Genomic DNA, 18467 nt, shown 5'->3' on the forward strand with positions numbered 1-18467 from the left:
AATCTTTTTTTGTTATCTAAAAATACGATCCACTTTTTGAATGTCTGCTGGTGATAATTTTACATCTAATGTTTTCAGGTTATTTTCGACTTGAGCTGCACGTTTCGCACCCGGAATAATTGCATCAATTGCTGGTTGCTCTAAATACCATGCAAGTACAAGGTGTGCTACTTCTACATTGTTTGCCTCAGCAATTTCACGAAGCGCGTCCACCTTTTCAAGATTTTTTTCGAAATTCTCTTTCTTAAACAAATCCATATCTTTTCGTAAATCGTCAAACGTTGTTTCTTTCGTATATTTCCCCGCTAAAAGACCTGCTGCGAGCGGAAAATATGGAACAAATGAGATGTTATTTTCTGCAGCATATGGAAGAATATCACGCTCAGCATCACGTTGGAATAGGTTGTATTCACCTTGATATACATCAACATACCCATCTTTATTTGCCTCTTTTAGCTGGTTGATAGAGAAATTGGATACGCCGATTGCTTTAATTTTTCCTTGATCTTTTAGTTCCTTCAGTGCACCGACTGCTTCGTCCTTCGGTGTGTTCTCATCTGGGAAATGAATATAGTACAAATCAATATAATCGGTTTGAAGTCGTTTTAAGCTATCTTCGACAGACTGCTTTAAGTAAGCAGGGGAGTTGTCGATCACGACATCATTTCCGACAAATTTGTGTGCTCCTTTTGTTGCAATCACAATATCACTACGATTGCCTGTCTCTTTTAGTACTTCACCAATCAGTTCTTCAGAACGTTTCGGACCGTAGATGAAGGCCGTATCTAAGAAGTTAATGCCTTTTGAAATCGCTGTGCGAACGAGGTCTTTTCCAACTTCTTCATCCAAATTTGGATAGAGGTTGTGTCCTCCTACTGCGTTTGTCCCTAATCCAATGGGATTGACGTGTAAATCAGTTTGACCAATTCGTACTTTCTTTACCAATTGCATCCACTCCTTTAAGTTTATGTACTTTGTATCATATCAAACCAAAGGAGTGAAAGAAAACTGATTGACCTCGTACTCAGAAAAAATAGGGAAATGCTTTGAAGAAAGAATGATTCTCTTCCTATAAATTTATGCTGAGGGGGAATTCGGTTCATTGGACGTCTCGTTCAATGAGGATATGTAAAATGAATGCTTTCGTTTTCTCTGCTCTATAAAAATGGGGACGATAGTATAAGATAGTAAAGATTCATGGGCAGGTGGCATCTTCATATTCAAAGATGCCACCTGCTTTAAACTATTTACGTTCATCGTCATCATGAGGGAATTTAGAATGGGTGTTAGTCTCACGAGCTGCTTGTAAAGAATGTGAAGATTTCTTTTGAGGCCGATCTAATAAAATAGCCGCTACGATACTAACTGCAACTAGCACAAGTAACCACGTCAACACGATCTCCTCCTTCTTACATATATATGTAAATCATTTGATACTTCTACATGTATTTCCTTTTTCTTTCTACTTAAAACAAGAAATGAGCGGATAGAGGTTGACGAATTCATTTTCTCGTTTTATACTGTAGAAAGTTCAGACGCTTTAGTTCGCTAATGTGTTATCGAGAAAAAGTTAAAATTATGAAAAAATTGATGATAAAAATTGTTCAGGAACGTATTGAAGGGAGAAATTGAGTATGAAACGAAACAAGTTAGGGCTGTGGCTATTAACCGCTCTCGTTGTCGGAAATATGGTCGGCTCAGGAATTTTTATGCTGCCTCGCTCGTTATCCGCTGCTGCTAGCCCGGCTGGAGTTCTGCTAGGATGGGGTGTGACTGGAGCAGGCGTACTAATGCTTGCGCTTGTATTTGGAAATTTGGCGATTCGAAAACCAGAATTAAGCGGTGGCCCACAAATTTATGCGAAAGCATTGTTTAAGAAAAGTCGTACGTTATCCGCATTAGCTGGTTTTATGTCTTCATGGGGCTATTGGATTGGAAACATCGCTGGCTACGTTGCGGTTATTACAACGTTCGCGAGCTATTTGTCCATCTTTTTCCCAGTGATGAACAGTAAAAATGTTTTGTTCACTGTAGGTGCGTTTGAATTAAAAGCAGGAAACGCTGTAACATTTGTTATTTGCTCGGTTCTTTTATGGGGAACACACGCTTTAATTCTTCGTGGTATTGAGAGCGCAGGGAAATTTAACTTTGTTGCGACAGTTGCAAAAGTAATCGGCTTTTTCTTATTTATTGTTATTGCGCTATTTGCCTTTCAACAGTCCAACATCGGTCCGTTTGTTGATACAAGAACGAGCGGTGGTGAGACGGTTGGTCTTTTAGGACAAGTAAACAGTGCAGCCGTTGCAACGCTTTGGGCATTCATCGGAATTGAATCAGCGGTTGTATTCGCCTCACGTGCGAAAAAAGAAGGCGATGTAAAAAAAGCCACGATTTTAGGTCTCGTTATTTCATTAATTATCTATGTAGGAATCAGTATTTTAACGATGGGGCTTCTAACGCAAAGTGAATTACAACGTTCGCAAAACCCACTCGTTGATGCTATTTCGAGTATTTTAGGATCAACAGGCGGTAACGTTCTTGCAATCGTCGGTTTGATTAGTTTAATTGGTTCAACGGTTGGATGGGTATTATTAAGCTCTGAAGTTCCGTATCAAGCAGCAAAGCAAAATGTATTTTTCACATCATTTACTAAAGTGAATGAAAAAGGAATGCCAACGGTAGCGCTTTGGATATCAAACGCCATTGCACAGGTTCTACTACTATCAACCGTTTCTAACTCGATTGCGAACGCCTTTGATTTTATTATCTACGTGGCGACGTTAGCGTATCTCGTGCCTTACTTAATCTCTTCTGTTTATCAACTGAAGCTAGGCTTAACGGGTGAGACATACGAGAACGGAAAGGGCCGCGGGCTGGATATTGTCGTAGCAGTATTAGCTACCGTCTACTCAGCTTGGGTAGTAGTGGCAGGTACGGCGGATATCAAAACGTTCTTGCTAGGAGTTGCGATGATCGTTAGTGGCATCATTTTTTATCCGTTCTTGCTTCGATCGTTAAAAGGAAAAAAAGAAGAAAAAAATATAAAGCAATCAGCATAAAAAAACGCGGCCATAACGGTCGCGTTTTTATGTTGGTTTCAGGTCATTTACAAAAAATATCAAACTTTTAATGTTCTTTTACGAACTCTCCACAGAACCTTAACAATTTCGCGCTTAAATAATAGTAGTGAACAAAACACAAATTGTTAGGGGGACGTACGAGAATGAAAAAGAAATGGATAAACAAAAAAAGTGCGACGGTTGCATTGGCGCTTGCTTTAACGATTCCGGCATTGACACCAGCCGCTGCGGCTGAGAGTAAACACTTGTCAATTGACTCCGTTCAATTTAATGGAATGGATACACCAAAGACGATTGATCAAATGGTTGATACATACACAACGGCATCCGTATCTGTGAAATACAGTGATGGACGCACAAAGACTTTTCCTCTTTCGTACAAGCGATTATTCAAATCAGAAGATAAAATTGCAACGAATAAAGGAGAGCTTATCGCAGCAGGAACACCGATTGATGTGAACGGCAATCCGATTATCGATAAAAGCGTCCCTGGAAACAAACACTTTGTATCGGATGCACCGGATTCCAACAGCTTTTTAAAGCCGATTAACGGTAATTTATATATGGTGACACACTATGAATATGACACATTTGATGCCGCAGGAAAGTCAGCATATGGCTTAGTTCCGGCTTCGATGTCACTCACAAAGTTTTCGCAGAACGAAAAAACAGGCGAATTGAAGCCGGAAAAAGTAACAAAAATTGATTTTTCAGATGTCAACGGTCTTTGGATTCCGTGCAACGGATCTGTTTCTCCTTGGAACACCCACTTAGGATCTGAAGAATATGAGCCAGATGCGCGAACATTTGAGATTGACACATCCTCATCTGCACGTACATGGACGGAGAGTTTTGCTAATTTGTATTTTGGTGACAAAGCAAAAGCGAACCCGTATTTTTATGGTTACATTCCTGAAATTGAAGTAAAAGGGGATGGAACGACGAAGGTGCAAAAGCACTACAGCACAGGGCGCTTCTCACATGAACTAATGAAGGTAATGCCTGATGAGCGCACAGCTTTTTTCGGAGATGATGGTTCTTATACAACGATGTTTATGTATGTAGCTGATAAGAAACGAGATTTATCAGCGGGAACTCTATACGCAGCGAAGTTTCATCAAACAGGCAAGGAAAACGGCGGGTCTGGAAATTTAGAGTGGATTAAATTAGGGCATGCAACCGATAATGAAGTGAAAAAGATAATTGATAGTGGCATAACGTTTAGTGATATTTTCGAAACGTCTGATGCACCAAAAGATGGCTTTAAAGCTATTAAACAATATTCCTATGGTAAAACGGAATACTTAAAAGTGAAGCCAGGTATGGAAAAAGCAGCGGCCTTTTTAGAATCACGTCGTTATGCTGCCATGCTTGGTGCAACGTCAGAGTTTAACAAAATGGAAGGCGTAACGCTAAACGAGAAGGATAAGAAGGTTTACGTAGCAATTGCGGATTCTTCAAAAGGAATGGAACAGGATACAAAAGGACAGGACCCGGCTGATGATATTCAATTACCAAAGCGCTCGTCAGGAGTGACGTATCAACTTGATCTATCAGGAAATCATCGTGACCTTAACGGAGATAAGATTGATAGTGATTATGTCGCAGGGGCTATGTCAGGCCTAATTACGGGAGAGGATCTTCCGAAGCCAGACGGATATGGCAATACAGCTAATACGGACAAGGTAGCAAGCGGAGATAACTTAAGTTATTCAGAGGATATGCGAACATTATTTATTGGTGAAGACAGCAGTCAGCATACCAATAACTTCGTGTGGGCGTATAACATTGATACGAAAAAGCTTTCTCGTATTTTATCGGTCCCAGCAGGATCTGAATCAACAGGACTTCTATCAACCGGTGATCGAAATGGATTTAGCTATTTAATGAGTAACTTTCAGCATCCAGGTGACGAATTAGAAACGAAAAATATTACGGCTGTCGATAAAGAAGCGCTGGAAAAAGAAATCTCAGAAAAAATTGGAATTGCTCAAACAGGAGGAATTGGTTATATTTCTGGTTTGCCATCGTTTACGAAGCTGCCATCTCCTTATCAGTTTAAAGACGTACCAAAAGGTCACTGGGCATACCCATACGTTTCAGATTTACAGTTAAGTAATATTGCGTACGGTGAAACCGAACAGTCCTATGCACCCGCTCACCACGTTACGCGTGCACAATTTGCATCACTTTTAACACGTACGCTGAATCTGACGGCAAAGAGCGCTGTGCCGTTTAAAGATGTGACGAATAAGCAAACGGCAAACGAAATTGCCGCTGTATACGAAGCAGGAATTGTGAAAGGAAAATCTTCAGACCGTTTTGAGCCGACTGCACCTATTACTCGACAAGAAATGGCTCAAATGGTGATGAACGCGTATGAAGTAAAAACAGGAAACAAAATTCCACATACATCGTCAACAAGCTTTACAGATAATGGTCATATTACAAAATCATTTGTTTCTGCTGTTCAAGCGGCATCGGATCTCCATTTCGTAGACGGCTATAAAGACGGAAGCTTTTTACCAAAAGATATTGTCACACGTGCGCAAGCGGCTAAGGTAGTTGACCTACTTTTAAACAGTAAATAAGAAGGATAAAAGAAGCTCTACGGGGCTTCTTTTTATGTTGAGTCATTTTAAAAGGAAATGGTTATTTCTGCATCTTATTCTTTTCATTTCGAGAAAAGTCACCTATAATGAAATAAAGTGTTGCAAAAATACGCATTATTTAAAAAAATTATAATTTTACTGATTTAGATATAAATTGCAACATAACTAAAGGGGGATATGATTACTGTGAAGGATAAATGTAAGCGCTTAAAAGATATTTTACGGGAAATGGAACGGGTCGTTGTAGCATTTTCAGGGGGAGTAGACAGCACGTTTTTGTTGAAAGTAGCTTATGACGTGCTTGGGAAGGACAATGTATTAGCCGTTACAGCTAATTCCGAAACGTATCCACAGCGCGAGTTAGAAGAGGCAAAAATATTAGCAGACTTGATCGGCGTCCAGCATCAAATTATTGAGACGTCAGAGCTTTCAATTCCTGGATACACAGAAAATGATCAAAATCGCTGCTACTTCTGCAAAAATAGCTTATTTGAACATGTCGTTCCGATTATGAAGGAGAAGGGCTATCATAACGTGATTTACGGACTAATCGCCGATGATATGAATGAGCACCGTCCTGGAATGCGTGCTGCGGAAGAACACGGTGTACGAGGTCCGCTACAGGAAGCACAGTTATTTAAGGAAGAAATTCGCGCACTCTCAAAAGAATTAGAGATTCCAACATGGAACAAACCATCTTTTGCATGCCTATCATCACGAATTGCCTATGGTGAGGAGATTACGCAGGAAAAGCTTACGAAGGTTGAAAAATCGGAAGAGTATTTACGGAATTTAGGGATTCGCCAAGTACGTGTTCGCACTCATGAAGAGATTGCGAGAATAGAAGTAGAGCCAAATGATATGTCACTTGTGTTAGCTAAGCATGATGAGATTATGAATCAGCTTCAACAATTTGGCTATAAGTTTGTGACGCTTGATCTTCAGGGATATAAGAGTGGTAGCATGAACAAAGTATTGTCAATTTAACGAATCAATTCAATTATAGAATAACGGAGATGAGAACATGAGAAACGAACAGCTAGATCAGATTTTAAGTGAAGTGAAGAATGGTTCTGTCAGTATAGAGGAAGCAAAAAAACAAATTCGTGCTTTTGATGATATGGGATTTGCCAAAGTCGATTCAAAACGTGAAAAGCGCACAGGTTTTCCAGAAGTCATTTATGGAGAAGGAAAGACGGCGGATCAAATCATTCGAATTATTGAGTCGTTAAAGGGGTCAACAAATCGTGTGTTAGCCACTCGAATCGATCAAATGAAAGCGCTACAAGTAATGGAGTCTGTAAATGATCTTGTTTACAGTGAGACAGCCAGAACACTTTTTTGGAAGCATGAAGAAGAGCCTGATGTTTTATACAACGGATATATTGCGGTCGTATGTGCGGGAACGTCAGACTTGCCGGTTGCAGAAGAGGCTGCGCTAACAGCAGAAGCGTTTGGAGCATCCGTAAAGCGTATTTACGATGTAGGCGTGGCCGGAATTCATCGCTTGTTTCATAATTTAGAAGATATTGAGAATGCGACCGTTACAATCGCGGTTGCGGGAATGGAAGGTGCGCTTGCTAGTGTGGTAGGAGGACTTGTTAGTAACCCTGTAGTAGCCGTTCCTACTAGTATCGGGTACGGTGCCAATTTCCAAGGGTTGTCCGCTCTATTGTCGATGTTAAATGCGTGCTCACCAGGAATTAGCGTTGTAAATATTGATAATGGATTCGGCGCGGGATACTATGCAACGCTCATACATAAAAATATTCATTTAGGAGCTGAGAAAATATGAAAACATTATATATCGACTGTTTTTCGGGAATCAGTGGGGACATGACCATTGGCGCACTCATCGACTTAGGCGCTGATCCATCGCTTTTAAAAGAGGAACTTTCTAAGCTAAATTTGGATTCAGAATATGACCTTTCGTGGAAAAAGGTCGTTAAAAACGGAATTTCAGCCACAAAATTTGATGTTCATCTAAAGGAAGTTCAGTACAGCCACAGTCATGACCACGGACATAGCCATGGAGAACACAGTCATAGTCATGACCACGGACATAGCCATGGAGAACACAGTCATAGTCATGATCACGGACATAGCCATGGAGAGCACAGTCATAGTCATGACCACGGACATAGCCACGGAGAGCACAGTCATAGTCATGATCACGGACATAGCCACGAACACAGACATTATGCAGACATTGTTCAAATTATTCAAGAGGCAGGGTTTAACGAAAATGTCGAAAAGCTTGCGCTTATGATTTTTGAGAAAATTGGACGTGCAGAGGCTAAAATTCATCAAATTCCGTTTGAGAGCGTTCATTTTCATGAGGTGGGGGCTATCGATTCAATCGTTGATATTGTCGGCACTTGTATTTTAATGGATCAACTTCAAGTATCGAAGGTCATTTCGTCTCCAGTTCCAGTAGGAAGTGGGCAAATGAAAATGGCTCATGGTATCTATCCGGTTCCAGCTCCTGCTGCCCTCGAAATTTTGAAAGGCATCCCACTACGTGCTACAGATCAAGTAGGGGAGCTAACGACCCCAACAGGTGCTGCAATTGTGGCTACGTTAGTAGACGCATATGGTACAATGCCCTCTTTTAAGGTGACAGACATTGGTTACGGAGCAGGAACGAAGACGTTTGTGCATCATCCTAACGTACTTCGTCTCATCCTTGGGGAAATGAAGGAGTGAGGAGCCATGTCCTTTTCGCATAAAGAGGAGCATGTGGATCACGACATGTTGAAGCTAGAAGTGAACTTGGATGATATACCCGGTGAGTGGCTCGGTTACGTTATGGATCAGCTATTTGAAGCAGGAGCAAACGACGTTTTTTATGCGCCAATCTACATGAAAAAGAATCGTCCGGGTGTTATGCTTCAAGTGTTGTGCAGTACGCAATTTTTAGAGGAGATTGAACGAATTGTTTTTCAAGAGACGACTACGCTTGGTGTTCGCTATTATGGGGTAGATGTTCACCGTTTAGAACGTAGCTTTTATTCGGTTAACACACCGTGGGGAGAGGTAGCGGTTAAAAAGGGAACGTACAAAGGAAAAGTTGTGCAACATGCGCCTGAATACGAGGACTGCAACAACATTGCTCGGACTCACCGTGTCCCGCTAAAGCACGTCTATCAAGAAGTGTGGAAGCAAATTCGAAATTGAACAATGATGGCAATAAAGGTGGATGGGATATGATTAAAGCATTAGTAATTGCCCCTTATCAAGGGATGGTTGAATTGCTGAGGGAAGTTAGTCAAGAGGTACAGGGGTTTGATATTCACGTTGAGCTTGGAAATTTGCAGACGGGTGTTGAGATTGCTACACGCGCAGAACGTCAGGGAATCGATGTAATCATCAGTCGTGGGGGAACGGCATCGATGATTCAAAGCGCTGTTCATATACCAGTAATTGATATACAAGTGTCAGGATATGACGTGCTTCGCATTTTAACACTTGTTAAAAGTTTTTCTGGAAAGGCAGCGATTGTCGGGTTTCCAAATATTTCTCAAGGTGCAGCAACAATTTGCAAGCTGCTAGATTTTGATATTGAAACGGTCACGATTCATCATGATCAGGACGTAACAGAGAAGCTTTTAGCGCTAAAAGAGGAAAATGTGGAGGTTGTCATTGGTGATGTTGTCACCGTGGAACATGCGAAGAAGCTAGGTATGACAGGTGTTTTGATTACATCAGGTCGGGAGGCGCTAATAAGCGCATTTGACGAAGCGAAGCGTGTGTACAAGGTGTTTCAGTCTTTAAGTAAAGATGTAGCGCTGTACCGATCTATTTTAGAGTTTGATGAGCGAGCGATTGCGATTATTAATCAACAAGGTGAGCTGGTCTATCGCAATAAAGCGTTTAATGATCGGATTGGGGAGAATGTCACCCCCCTCAATGAAATGAAAGAAGTCGTACACCGAACAATAGCAAGTCACCATGCTCAGGATGCGTTATTATTCATTGAAGGTGAGCTGTGGAACGTGACTTCTCGTCTTGATGGGGAAAACGTTTTGTTATATCTTGAGCATTATACCCCGGCACTAGGCGATAACCTGCAAAGATATGAGCAGGCAATTGATGTTCACCAGTCTCTGCCACCTATTGTTTTAAGCGGGAAGAGCGTGGCGATTGACACTGTTCATGAGTTGGTCAAGGAGCATGCTGAGCATTCGGAATCGATTTGGATCAGTGGAGAACCGGGTGTCGGAAAGCAGGTCATCGCGCAGCAAATTTATTTATTGTCAAAACGGCAGCCGTTTGTCATTATTCGCGGAAAGCAGATGAGCAATGAGTTGTTCAGAGCGCTTGTGAGTCAAGCCTTTTTGGCACAGTACAAAGATGCTGTAGTGTTTCTAAAAGATATTGATCATCTTGATCTGGCGGTTCAAAGAAACTTCTATGAATATATTCGTAGTCAAAAGAACCGAGGATCTACTAAGTGGATTGTATCTACTAACGGGGATATCGAAGATCAAATAAAAAAAGACTTATTTTTAGAAGAGTTGTATCGTGAGCTCGGAACGATTTGTATCAACGTACCCCCGTTACGAAATAGATCAGAGGATATTGAACATTTAGTTCAATTTTTTATTTCAGACTCTTATGCTACGTTTGGAAACGAAGTAGTAGGAGTTCGGAAAGATGCACTAGATCTTTTAGTTTCTTATGAATGGCCGGGGAATGTTCGTCAATTAAAGAAAGTGACTGAGCAGCTCATGGCTCAATGTAGAGGCTATTATATAGAAAAAGAAGATGTAGAAAGCGCACTGAGAAGTCAGCACTCCTATATTCAAAAAGACTTCGGGCACCATATAAAAATTGATGGAACACTGGAAGAGATCGAAAAAGAGATTATTTCGAAAGTGCTAGAGGAAGAAAATTTTAATCAGTCTAAGGCAGCGAAGAGGTTGGGGATCAATCGTTCCACGCTGTGGCGCAAGCTAAAATAAAGCTTGCGTTTTTTTGTGTGCGCTTTTTTGGTTTAATAGTGTTGCATTATGAAACTATTTTTCTGATTTTGCTAATAATTCTGTTAAAAATATTGCTAAATAAAACATATTCACTTAACATACTAAATGTAAGCGTTTTAATTATGTTTGAAAATGAAACACAACAAAATAAAAACAAGTGTGGAAGGAGGGGAAGAATTGAAAAAGTTAGCGGTTATTGCAGATGATTTAACAGGTGCTAATGATACGGGCGTACAGTTTGCAAAAAAATCGAAACGAACGGTGGTTTTCTTTTCAAAAGGAGACGAGTCGTTGCAACATTTAACAGGAGATGTGCTCGTTTTTAATTCGGATAGTCGAGCCGTTCCCCCAACAAAAGCCCATCAAATAGTGAAAACGTTGGCTCATCAAGTCAAACAGGCAGGAATATCAACTGTTTTCAAAAAAATCGACTCAACGCTTCGAGGGAACATTGGGGCGGAAATTGATGCCATTTTAGATGTATTTGCTTTTGAAGTAGCGCTTGTTGTTCCTGCTTTTCCAAAAGGAAAGCGCACAACTAAAATGGGAAGACAATATGTAAACAATGTACCTGTTGAGGAGACAGAATTGGCTCAAGACCCAAGCTGCCCCGTCTTGAATAGCAATATTAAAGAAGCAATTAATGAACAAAGCTTGCGAAAGGTGGACGTTATAACGTTACAAGATGTGAGACAAGGTCATTTACGATTAATAAGTAAAATGAAGAAGTCCATTCAGCAAAAACATGCGCGGATTTTAGTTATCGATGCGGAAACGGAGGAAGACCTAGCAACGATTGTAAAAGCTTCCGAAGATTTAGATGGACCATTCCTATGGGTAGGAACAGCTGGAATTGCAGGCCATTTAGAAGGAGACAGTAATAGAAGGCAACCGAGCTTTAAAAGCGCTGCCCCGTGTTTACTAGTGGCAGGGAGTGTCAAAACGATTACGCATCAGCAGATACACACACTAAAGCAACACATAGGCATCGAAGAGATAATCATTTCTCCAGAGAAGCTTTTACATACCGAGAGTAAAGAAAAGGAAATTCAGCGTGTTATTCAAGAAAGTTCTCGCTTCCTCAAAGGTGAGAGTGTCATTATCTCGACAAACATTGAAGTCGAGGTCATGAAAGAAATTGATAAGGTAAAGGAAAAGATGAAGCTTACAAATATAGAAGTAGGTGCACGTATTGCTGAGGCAATGGGGGAAGTCGCGAAATCACTAATTGAGAGATTTCCTCTTAGCGGCGTCATTTTAACTGGAGGGGATATCGCAGCATCTACGTGTACAAAGCTTGAAGGAACAGGAATTGAGGTAAGTGGAGAGGTTGAATCTGGTATGCCGTACGGACGTTTACTAGGGGGGAAATACGACGGCTTACCACTTGTAACCAAATCAGGGGGATTTGGTAGTGAAAAAGCATTTATAAAGGCCATTCAGTTACTCAAAGGAACAGCTGAAACCGCTTAAAATAAGAGCTTATTCTTTTCATGACGGCTCAAATTTAACAGGGAAGATGGGGGATTTTTTATGGGTTCATCAAAATGGATGAGAATTATTCCGGTAGCGTTTGTGATGTATATGCTAGCGTATGTCGATCGAATTAACGTGGGGATATTAATGCCTTACATGCAGGAAGATCTACACTTCAATGCATCGGCAGCAGGAGATATTGCGGGCATATTTTTCATAGGATATTTAATTTTTCAAATTCCAGGAGGGATTTTGGCAGCCCAATGGTCAGCGAGAAAAGTCATCTTTATTCTCATGATTTTGTGGGGCGTCTGCGCTACGTTGGCAGGTTTTGTTCAAACAGAAGGACAGCTTAAGCTCGTTCGTTTTGCGTTAGGGGTAGCAGAAGGAGGCGTTTGGCCAGCAGTACTTGTTCTTCTAGCAAACTGGTTTACGATTAAAGAGCGAGCACGTGCCAATGCATTTTGGATGGCATGTTTGCCCGTGTCAGCGATGTTAATGGCACCTCTTTCAGGTGTTTTACTAAAATATTTTGAATGGAAGACGGTCTTAATTCTTCAAGGACTACCACCCATTCTTTGGGCATTTGTCTGGTATGCACTTGTAAAAGATAAGCCATCAGATGCAACGTGGATGAAGTTAAAAGAGAAGGAAACACTGTTGTTAGAATTAGAGAAAGAGCAAAAGGGAAACGTGCAGTCAGAAGGATATCTCGCTGCTTTTAAAAATAAAACGGTTTGGGGATTAGTAGTAATGTATTTTCTGTGGATGACAGGATTCTACGGATATACGCTCTGGGTACCAAGTGTAGTCGGAACAATTTCAAAAGATTCGGTTACGGTAGGTTGGTTAACGGCCATTCCATTTACATTTGCTTTAATCGGTATGTTGTTAAACTCGTACTGGTCTGATAAGCGGATGAATCGTATTCAGCACGTAGCGATTCCGTTGATTATTGCCGCTATTTCAATGGTAGCCGGTCAATTTGTTTCATCACCTGTTCTACAGCTCGTTTTACTATCTATTACGGCGATCGGTGTATATGCGCCTTATGGTCCGCTATGGGCAATTCCAACGGCAATTATTCCAGCGGGCGTAGTCGGAGCGGCACTTGGACTTCAAAATGCGATTGGAAATTTAGGTGGATACAACGGACCAAAATTCTTTGGTGTATTAAAGGATGCAACAGGCAATTACCATGCAGGATTTTATTTCCTAGCATCGGCATTGGTCTTAGCAGCGGTTATGACATATGTATTAGGTAAAAATTTAAACACTGAAAAACCAACCGTACCCGCAAAGAAAAATCACTCAGCTTAAATCAAAAAGGAGGAAAAGAAAATGTCGACGAAAACAAAGCTTCCCCGTATCGCTATTACGATGGGAGACCCATCAGGAGTGGGACCTGAAATTATTGTAAAGGCCCTTCAGGATCAGGAGGTATATAGCCACTGTGAGCCGTTTGTCATTGGAGACGCTAAACGACTTGAAAAAGCATTTGCCATTACAAACAGCTCCTTAACATGCAAAGTCATTACAGACGTAGATGAAGCCTCTTTTCAATACGGTGAGATTGACATTATGGATTTAAACCTTGTATCGGATTCCCTTCCGTGGGGAGAGGTTTCTGCAGAAGCAGGAAATGCTGCTTTTCATTATCTAGAAAAGGCTATTCATCTAGCAAATAAAGAAGAGATTCAAGGGATTTGTACGGCACCCTTAAATAAGGAGGCCCTCCACAAAGCAGGTCATATGTATCCAGGTCATACGGAGATTTTAGCAGAGCTTACAAATACAAAAGATTTTGCTATGATGCTGGCCGCCCCAGGTCTCCGAGTTATTCATGTAACAACACACGTCGGTTTAATCGATGCCATTCATAAAATTACGCCTGAGCGTCAGTATACGGTCATTAAGCTTGCGCATGAAACGCTACAAAAAGCAGGAATTTCTTCTCCACGTATTGCCGTGTGTGGCATTAATCCCCATGCCGGTGAAAATGGTTTGTTTGGAAATGGCGAAGAGGAAGAAAAAATTGTTCCAGCGGTTAAAAAAGCACAAGAAGAAGGAATTGATGTAGTGGGGCCACTACCAGCAGATACGCTCTTTTTCCGAGCGCGTCGCGGGGACTTTGATATTGTGGTTGCGCAGTATCATGATCAGGGACACGGACCTATTAAAGTGTTAGGTTTAGAGGCCGGAGTGAATATTACGGTTGGATTACCAACAATTCGTACAAGCGTGGATCATGGAACCGCCTTTGACATTGCAGGAAAAAATATCGCAGATGAACTGTCTTTAAAAGAAGCAATACGGATGGCAATTGATCTTGCACCACGTCTATAAAATTTAAATAGATAAAGAGATTGATTGAATCAATCTCTTTATTTGTCATAAGGAGAGAGAAACAATGTCGTTACCGAGATTTGCGAAAATCAGACAGAAGTTTAGCGCAACGAGCATTACAGATATCGCTGCATGTGTAGAGGAAGAGTTTCAGAACCGAAATGCGTCTCAGAAGATTCAGCCTGGAATGGAAATTGCGATTACAGTAGGAAGTCGTGGAATCGCCAACATCGCACTAATCGTTAAATGTGTAGCAGATGAAATCAAAAAGAGGGAAGCTGTTCCGTTCATTATCCCTGCTATGGGTAGTCACGGGGGAGCTACAGCAGAAGGACAAGTAGAGGTATTGGAGGGGTTAGGTGTAACAGAAGAGTCAACGGGCTGTGAAATTCGCTCTTCTATGGACGTTGTTGAAGTAGGAGAAACGTCAGCAGGCATTCCCGTTTATGTTGATAAGTATGCGTATGAAGCAGATGGAATTATCGTAATGGGACGTGTCAAGCCACATACGGATTTCAAAAGTGAGATCGAGAGTGGCGTATTAAAAATGGCTTCCATTGGCATGGGGAAACATAAGCAGGCGCTCGCTCTGCATACGTATGGTATCCACGGAATCCGCGACATGATGCCTGAAGTTGGGAAAGTAGCTATGGCGAATTCAAAGACATTGTATGGTATTGGAATTGTCGAAAATGCACATGAAGAAACCGCCATTATTCAAATGATGGATCCTCTGCACATCGAAGAAGAAGAGAAAATGTTATTAAAAAAAGCGTTTGAACTTATGCCGAGTCTCCCTATGAAAGAATTGGATTTGCTCATCGTAGACGAAATTGGAAAAAACTATAGTGGGACAGGGATGGACACCAACATTATCGGACGCATTCGAGTACTAGGGGTAAAGGAACCAGAAAGTCCTTCGATTAAATACGTCCTCGCTTCTAATTTAAGTGATGCAAGTCACGGTAATGCACTAGGTATTGGGCTAGCAGATTTAACGACGAAACGACTGTTTGAGAAGCTAGATTTAAAGAAAATGAATGAAAATGTCGTGACAAGTACTTTTTTAGATCGGGCGAAAATTCCGATTGTACTCGATAACGATCGTGAAGCAATTGCTGCTGCTCTCCGTGCTAATTGGGGTGTTGAGGACGAAGAGGCGAGAATCGCGCGCATTCCAAATACGCTTCACATCGGTGAGATGTATGTATCCCAAAAAGTATATGAAGAACTGAAGGATCACGAAAACATTGAGATCATAGAGGAGCTTAGGGAACTATCGTTTGATTCAGACGGGTATTTAAGCTGACATAAAGAAAAGCATCGCACAAATGCGATGCTTTTCTTATGAAGCAGATTGCTGTAAAGGTGGGGTTTGAACCGTTGCGTCATGACTACTAGCAATACGATGTTTAAAATAACTAATAATATAGGAAGTAACGGCAATAGACAGGATAGAGAGTAGTCCACTAACGAGCCCTACTGAGTATGCGCCGATTAGGACGACGACCACATCAAATGCAAAGTTCATTTTTCCAGGGTCCCAGCCCCATTTTTTTTGACAGAACAGTGCTAAGATATTTGCACCACCAAGAGAAGCTTTGTTTAAGAACAAATACGCTAATCCGAATCCAATTAGAATTCCACCTGCGATAGCTCCCGGAAATGATAAAATGGTAAAGGACGGTAAAAAGCGATCTAAGCTCGTCATAATAGAAAGAAGCGTGACGGCTAAAATGGTGGATAACGTGAATTTCCATCCCATCCGGACAAAAGAAAAGATGTAGAAGGGAATATTAATGAGAAAAAACCAAGTTCCAAACGAAAAATGAGTGAGGTAGGACAGATTTAGTGATAATCCTGCGGTTCCACCTGTCACAACGTGAGAATGCTTCAAAAATATAACACCGATACTTGTAATAAGACATCCAATAACAATAGCAAAAATTCGTTTCATATTTGACTTCCTTTCGTGAAGAAGAAAAGGCGTATTAGAAGAGCCTGTTCGCTCGGAGGAATTTAGTTAAATGAATCTATACATATATGATAAAATAGAAAAAACGACTTTGATATGAAAAAATGAATCTATTTCTTCATATTTACCTTTATTATGCATAAAATTAGGTTTCTATATCTTCATTTTGTAAGGAGTGGAACGATGGATCAAATAGATATTGATTTATTGGAATTGTTGCAGGTTAATAGTCGTATGACAGTGAGTGAATTGTCCAAAAAGTTAGCTCTGAGTCGACCGAGCGTTACCGAACGACTACATCGACTTCAGGAAAAGGGAATTATTGAAGAATTTACAGCGCGTGTGTCTCCTGCAGCTATTGGACGAGAAACGCTGTTAATTATACAAGTAACGGAGCTGAAAGTTTCGCATCATGAATTTGAGAATACAATGATGGATGATTTGGATATTATTGAATGCCACCGTGTAACGGGAGAAGTGAGCTACGTAATGAAAGCAGCAGTTACAGGCATGGGAGGACTACGTGTTTTGGTTGATCGCCTTATTCCATATGGAAATATTAACACGTCTATCATTCTGACTTCCCCTGTTCCTTATCGACATCTCGTACCGAAAGTCGAAATCGAATAGTCTTTCATTTGAATTGACTAGTTTATTTTAAATATTCTAAATATTGTAATAAAACCTAACAATTCACTAGACAAGCAAAGAATTCTCTCTTATGATTAAAAGTATAAATTTGGTAATGAATAAAAGGAGGGGCATACTATTCATTGTCAAATAAATGCTAAGGAGGAGATACTTTGCTTGATCAGCCTGTCATTGCCACGATGCTCATCTTAGGAGTAATCGTTATCGGGGAAGTTATTTCAATTTTAACAAGAGCACGAATTCCAATGCTCTTAGTCTTTCTAGTTCTGTATCTAGGGCTATTATGGACAGGCATTTTTCCAAAGGACTTAGCTGAAAAATCAAATTTTGCAACAGTTGGAGTCATTTTAACAGCTCCTCTTGTTGTACATATGGGAACGTTGATTCCTTTGAAAGTCATGAAGAAGCAGTTTAAGGCCGTTATCATTGCATTATCAGGAGTCATCGTTTCAGGAGGACTTATTTTACTGGTTGTGTCGATCGTATTTAATTATAAAACAGCCGTTGCTGGTGTTGGGCCACTCACGGGGGGACTCGTTGCTTTTATCCTTACTTCTACTAAGTTAAAAGAGCTTGGACTAGTCAGCTTAATTACGATTCCGGTACTCGTTATGGCGTTTCAAGGTTTGATTGGAATGCCGCTTGCATCGAACTTTTTACGAAAATATGCGTTGAAGCTAAGAGATGCAATTGACAATAGTCAGTACGTAGCAGCGACTGTAGAGGCTTCTGCGGTAGAAGAGCCAATTGTGGAAGTGACAAAGAAAGAATCCCGCTTTAACTCCCCCGTTATTTTATTATTTAAGCTATTTATCGGAGGGGCTCTTGCGATTGTTTTGGAGCATTTTACGACGATTAGCTACAGTTTGTGGTGCTTAATCATTGGGATTATCGGAACAAGATTTCATTTCTATGAAGAAAGCATGATGGAAAAAGCCAATGCCTTTAGCGTTGGAATGCTTGGAATGGTGTTTAGTGTTGTGCTTACGATGGGGAGCATTACACCGCAAATGTTGGTCGAGTATTTTCCGCAAATTTTATTGATTTTACTTATTGGAGCATTCGGTATTATTGCCGGTGGATGGATCAGCTCAAAATTGTTAGGATGGCATCCATATAAAGGAATTCCAGTTGCGCTAACGGCTATGTTTGGTTTTCCAGGAGACTACATATTGTGTGACGAAGTAAGCAGAAGCGTAGGGCGAAATAAAAAAGAACAAAAGCTTATTTTCGATGAGCTGTTATCATCAATGCTAGTAGGTGGGTTTACAACCGTTACGATCGCTTCCGTTATTTTAGCAAGTATTTTAATGAGAACGATCTAATTTAAAAAGACTGAAAA

General features: G+C 40.8%; 14 protein-coding genes and 1 pseudogene. 12 read left to right on the plus strand and 3 right to left on the minus strand.

Annotation, left to right across the window (positions count from 1 at the left end; translation table 11 throughout):
* Positions 1-12 precede the first annotated feature (12 nt).
* The gene (locus tag IE339_RS08220; RefSeq protein WP_242175344.1) at positions 13-945 is read right to left on the minus strand and encodes an aldo/keto reductase; all 933 of its coding nucleotides are present in this window, start codon (positions 943-945) and stop codon (positions 13-15) included.
* A gap of 298 nt (positions 946-1243) precedes the next feature.
* Positions 1244-1396, minus strand: coding sequence for a hypothetical protein (locus IE339_RS08225; RefSeq protein WP_242175345.1), 153 nt, complete (start codon positions 1394-1396; stop codon positions 1244-1246).
* A gap of 238 nt (positions 1397-1634) precedes the next feature.
* Here IE339_RS08225 and IE339_RS08230 point away from each other — a divergent pair, with 238 nt between their 5' ends.
* The 10 genes and pseudogenes from IE339_RS08230 to IE339_RS08275 all read left to right on the plus strand — a co-directional run bounded on the left by IE339_RS08230 (position 1635) and on the right by IE339_RS08275 (position 15808).
* Positions 1635-3059: an amino acid permease gene (locus IE339_RS08230; protein WP_242175346.1), complete on the plus strand. Its 1425-nt coding sequence runs from the start codon at positions 1635-1637 to the stop codon at positions 3057-3059.
* Between the two features lie 164 nt (positions 3060-3223).
* A complete protein-coding gene (locus IE339_RS08235; RefSeq protein ID WP_242175347.1) occupies positions 3224-5671 on the plus strand; it encodes an S-layer homology domain-containing protein in 2448 nt (815 codons plus the stop codon).
* Between the two features lie 207 nt (positions 5672-5878).
* Positions 5879-6679 carry an ATP-dependent sacrificial sulfur transferase LarE gene (larE, locus tag IE339_RS08240; RefSeq protein ID WP_427582759.1) on the plus strand — a complete coding sequence of 267 codons (801 nt, stop codon included), beginning with the start codon at positions 5879-5881 and terminating at the stop codon, positions 6677-6679.
* Between the two features lie 37 nt (positions 6680-6716).
* Positions 6717-7487 carry a nickel pincer cofactor biosynthesis protein LarB gene (gene larB / locus IE339_RS08245; protein WP_242175349.1) on the plus strand — a complete coding sequence of 257 codons (771 nt, stop codon included), beginning with the start codon at positions 6717-6719 and terminating at the stop codon, positions 7485-7487.
* Positions 7484-8869, plus strand: a pseudogene (gene larC, locus IE339_RS08250) (nickel pincer cofactor biosynthesis protein LarC). The gene larB and the pseudogene larC overlap by 4 nt, the downstream one beginning before the upstream one ends.
* Positions 8870-8898: 29 nt before the next feature.
* The gene (locus tag IE339_RS08255) at positions 8899-10656 is read left to right on the plus strand and encodes a sigma-54-dependent Fis family transcriptional regulator (RefSeq protein WP_242175350.1); all 1758 of its coding nucleotides are present in this window, start codon (positions 8899-8901) and stop codon (positions 10654-10656) included.
* Between the two features lie 198 nt (positions 10657-10854).
* Positions 10855-12150, plus strand: coding sequence for a four-carbon acid sugar kinase family protein (locus IE339_RS08260; RefSeq protein ID WP_242175351.1), 1296 nt, complete (start codon positions 10855-10857; stop codon positions 12148-12150).
* Positions 12151-12210: 60 nt separating this feature from the next.
* Positions 12211-13473 (plus strand): MFS transporter, encoded by a 1263-nt coding sequence (locus tag IE339_RS08265; RefSeq protein ID WP_242175352.1) that lies wholly within the window; start codon positions 12211-12213, stop codon positions 13471-13473.
* A 21-nt stretch (positions 13474-13494) separates the two neighbouring features.
* The gene (gene pdxA, locus IE339_RS08270; RefSeq protein ID WP_242175353.1) at positions 13495-14499 is read left to right on the plus strand and encodes a 4-hydroxythreonine-4-phosphate dehydrogenase PdxA; all 1005 of its coding nucleotides are present in this window, start codon (positions 13495-13497) and stop codon (positions 14497-14499) included.
* A gap of 64 nt (positions 14500-14563) precedes the next feature.
* Complete coding sequence (locus IE339_RS08275; protein WP_242175354.1) at positions 14564-15808, plus strand: nickel pincer cofactor-dependent isomerase, group 22; 1245 nt, start codon at positions 14564-14566, stop codon at positions 15806-15808.
* 36 nt (positions 15809-15844) lie between these two features.
* On the opposite strand, the gene IE339_RS08280 is transcribed toward IE339_RS08275, so the two are convergent.
* A complete protein-coding gene (locus IE339_RS08280) occupies positions 15845-16456 on the minus strand; it encodes a YitT family protein (protein WP_242175355.1) in 612 nt (203 codons plus the stop codon).
* Positions 16457-16657: 201 nt separating this feature from the next.
* Between IE339_RS08280 and IE339_RS08285 the strand changes: the two genes are divergently transcribed.
* The gene (locus IE339_RS08285; RefSeq protein ID WP_242175356.1) at positions 16658-17104 is read left to right on the plus strand and encodes an Lrp/AsnC family transcriptional regulator; all 447 of its coding nucleotides are present in this window, start codon (positions 16658-16660) and stop codon (positions 17102-17104) included.
* Positions 17105-17277: 173 nt separating this feature from the next.
* The gene (locus tag IE339_RS08290) at positions 17278-18450 is read left to right on the plus strand and encodes a hypothetical protein (RefSeq protein WP_242175357.1); all 1173 of its coding nucleotides are present in this window, start codon (positions 17278-17280) and stop codon (positions 18448-18450) included.
* The last annotated feature ends 17 nt before the right edge of the window (positions 18451-18467 follow it).

Origin of the sequence: Priestia koreensis (genome assembly GCF_022646885.1) — a bacterium.
GTDB classification, from domain to species: Bacteria; Bacillota; Bacilli; order Bacillales; family Bacillaceae_H; genus Bacillus_AG; species Bacillus_AG koreensis_A.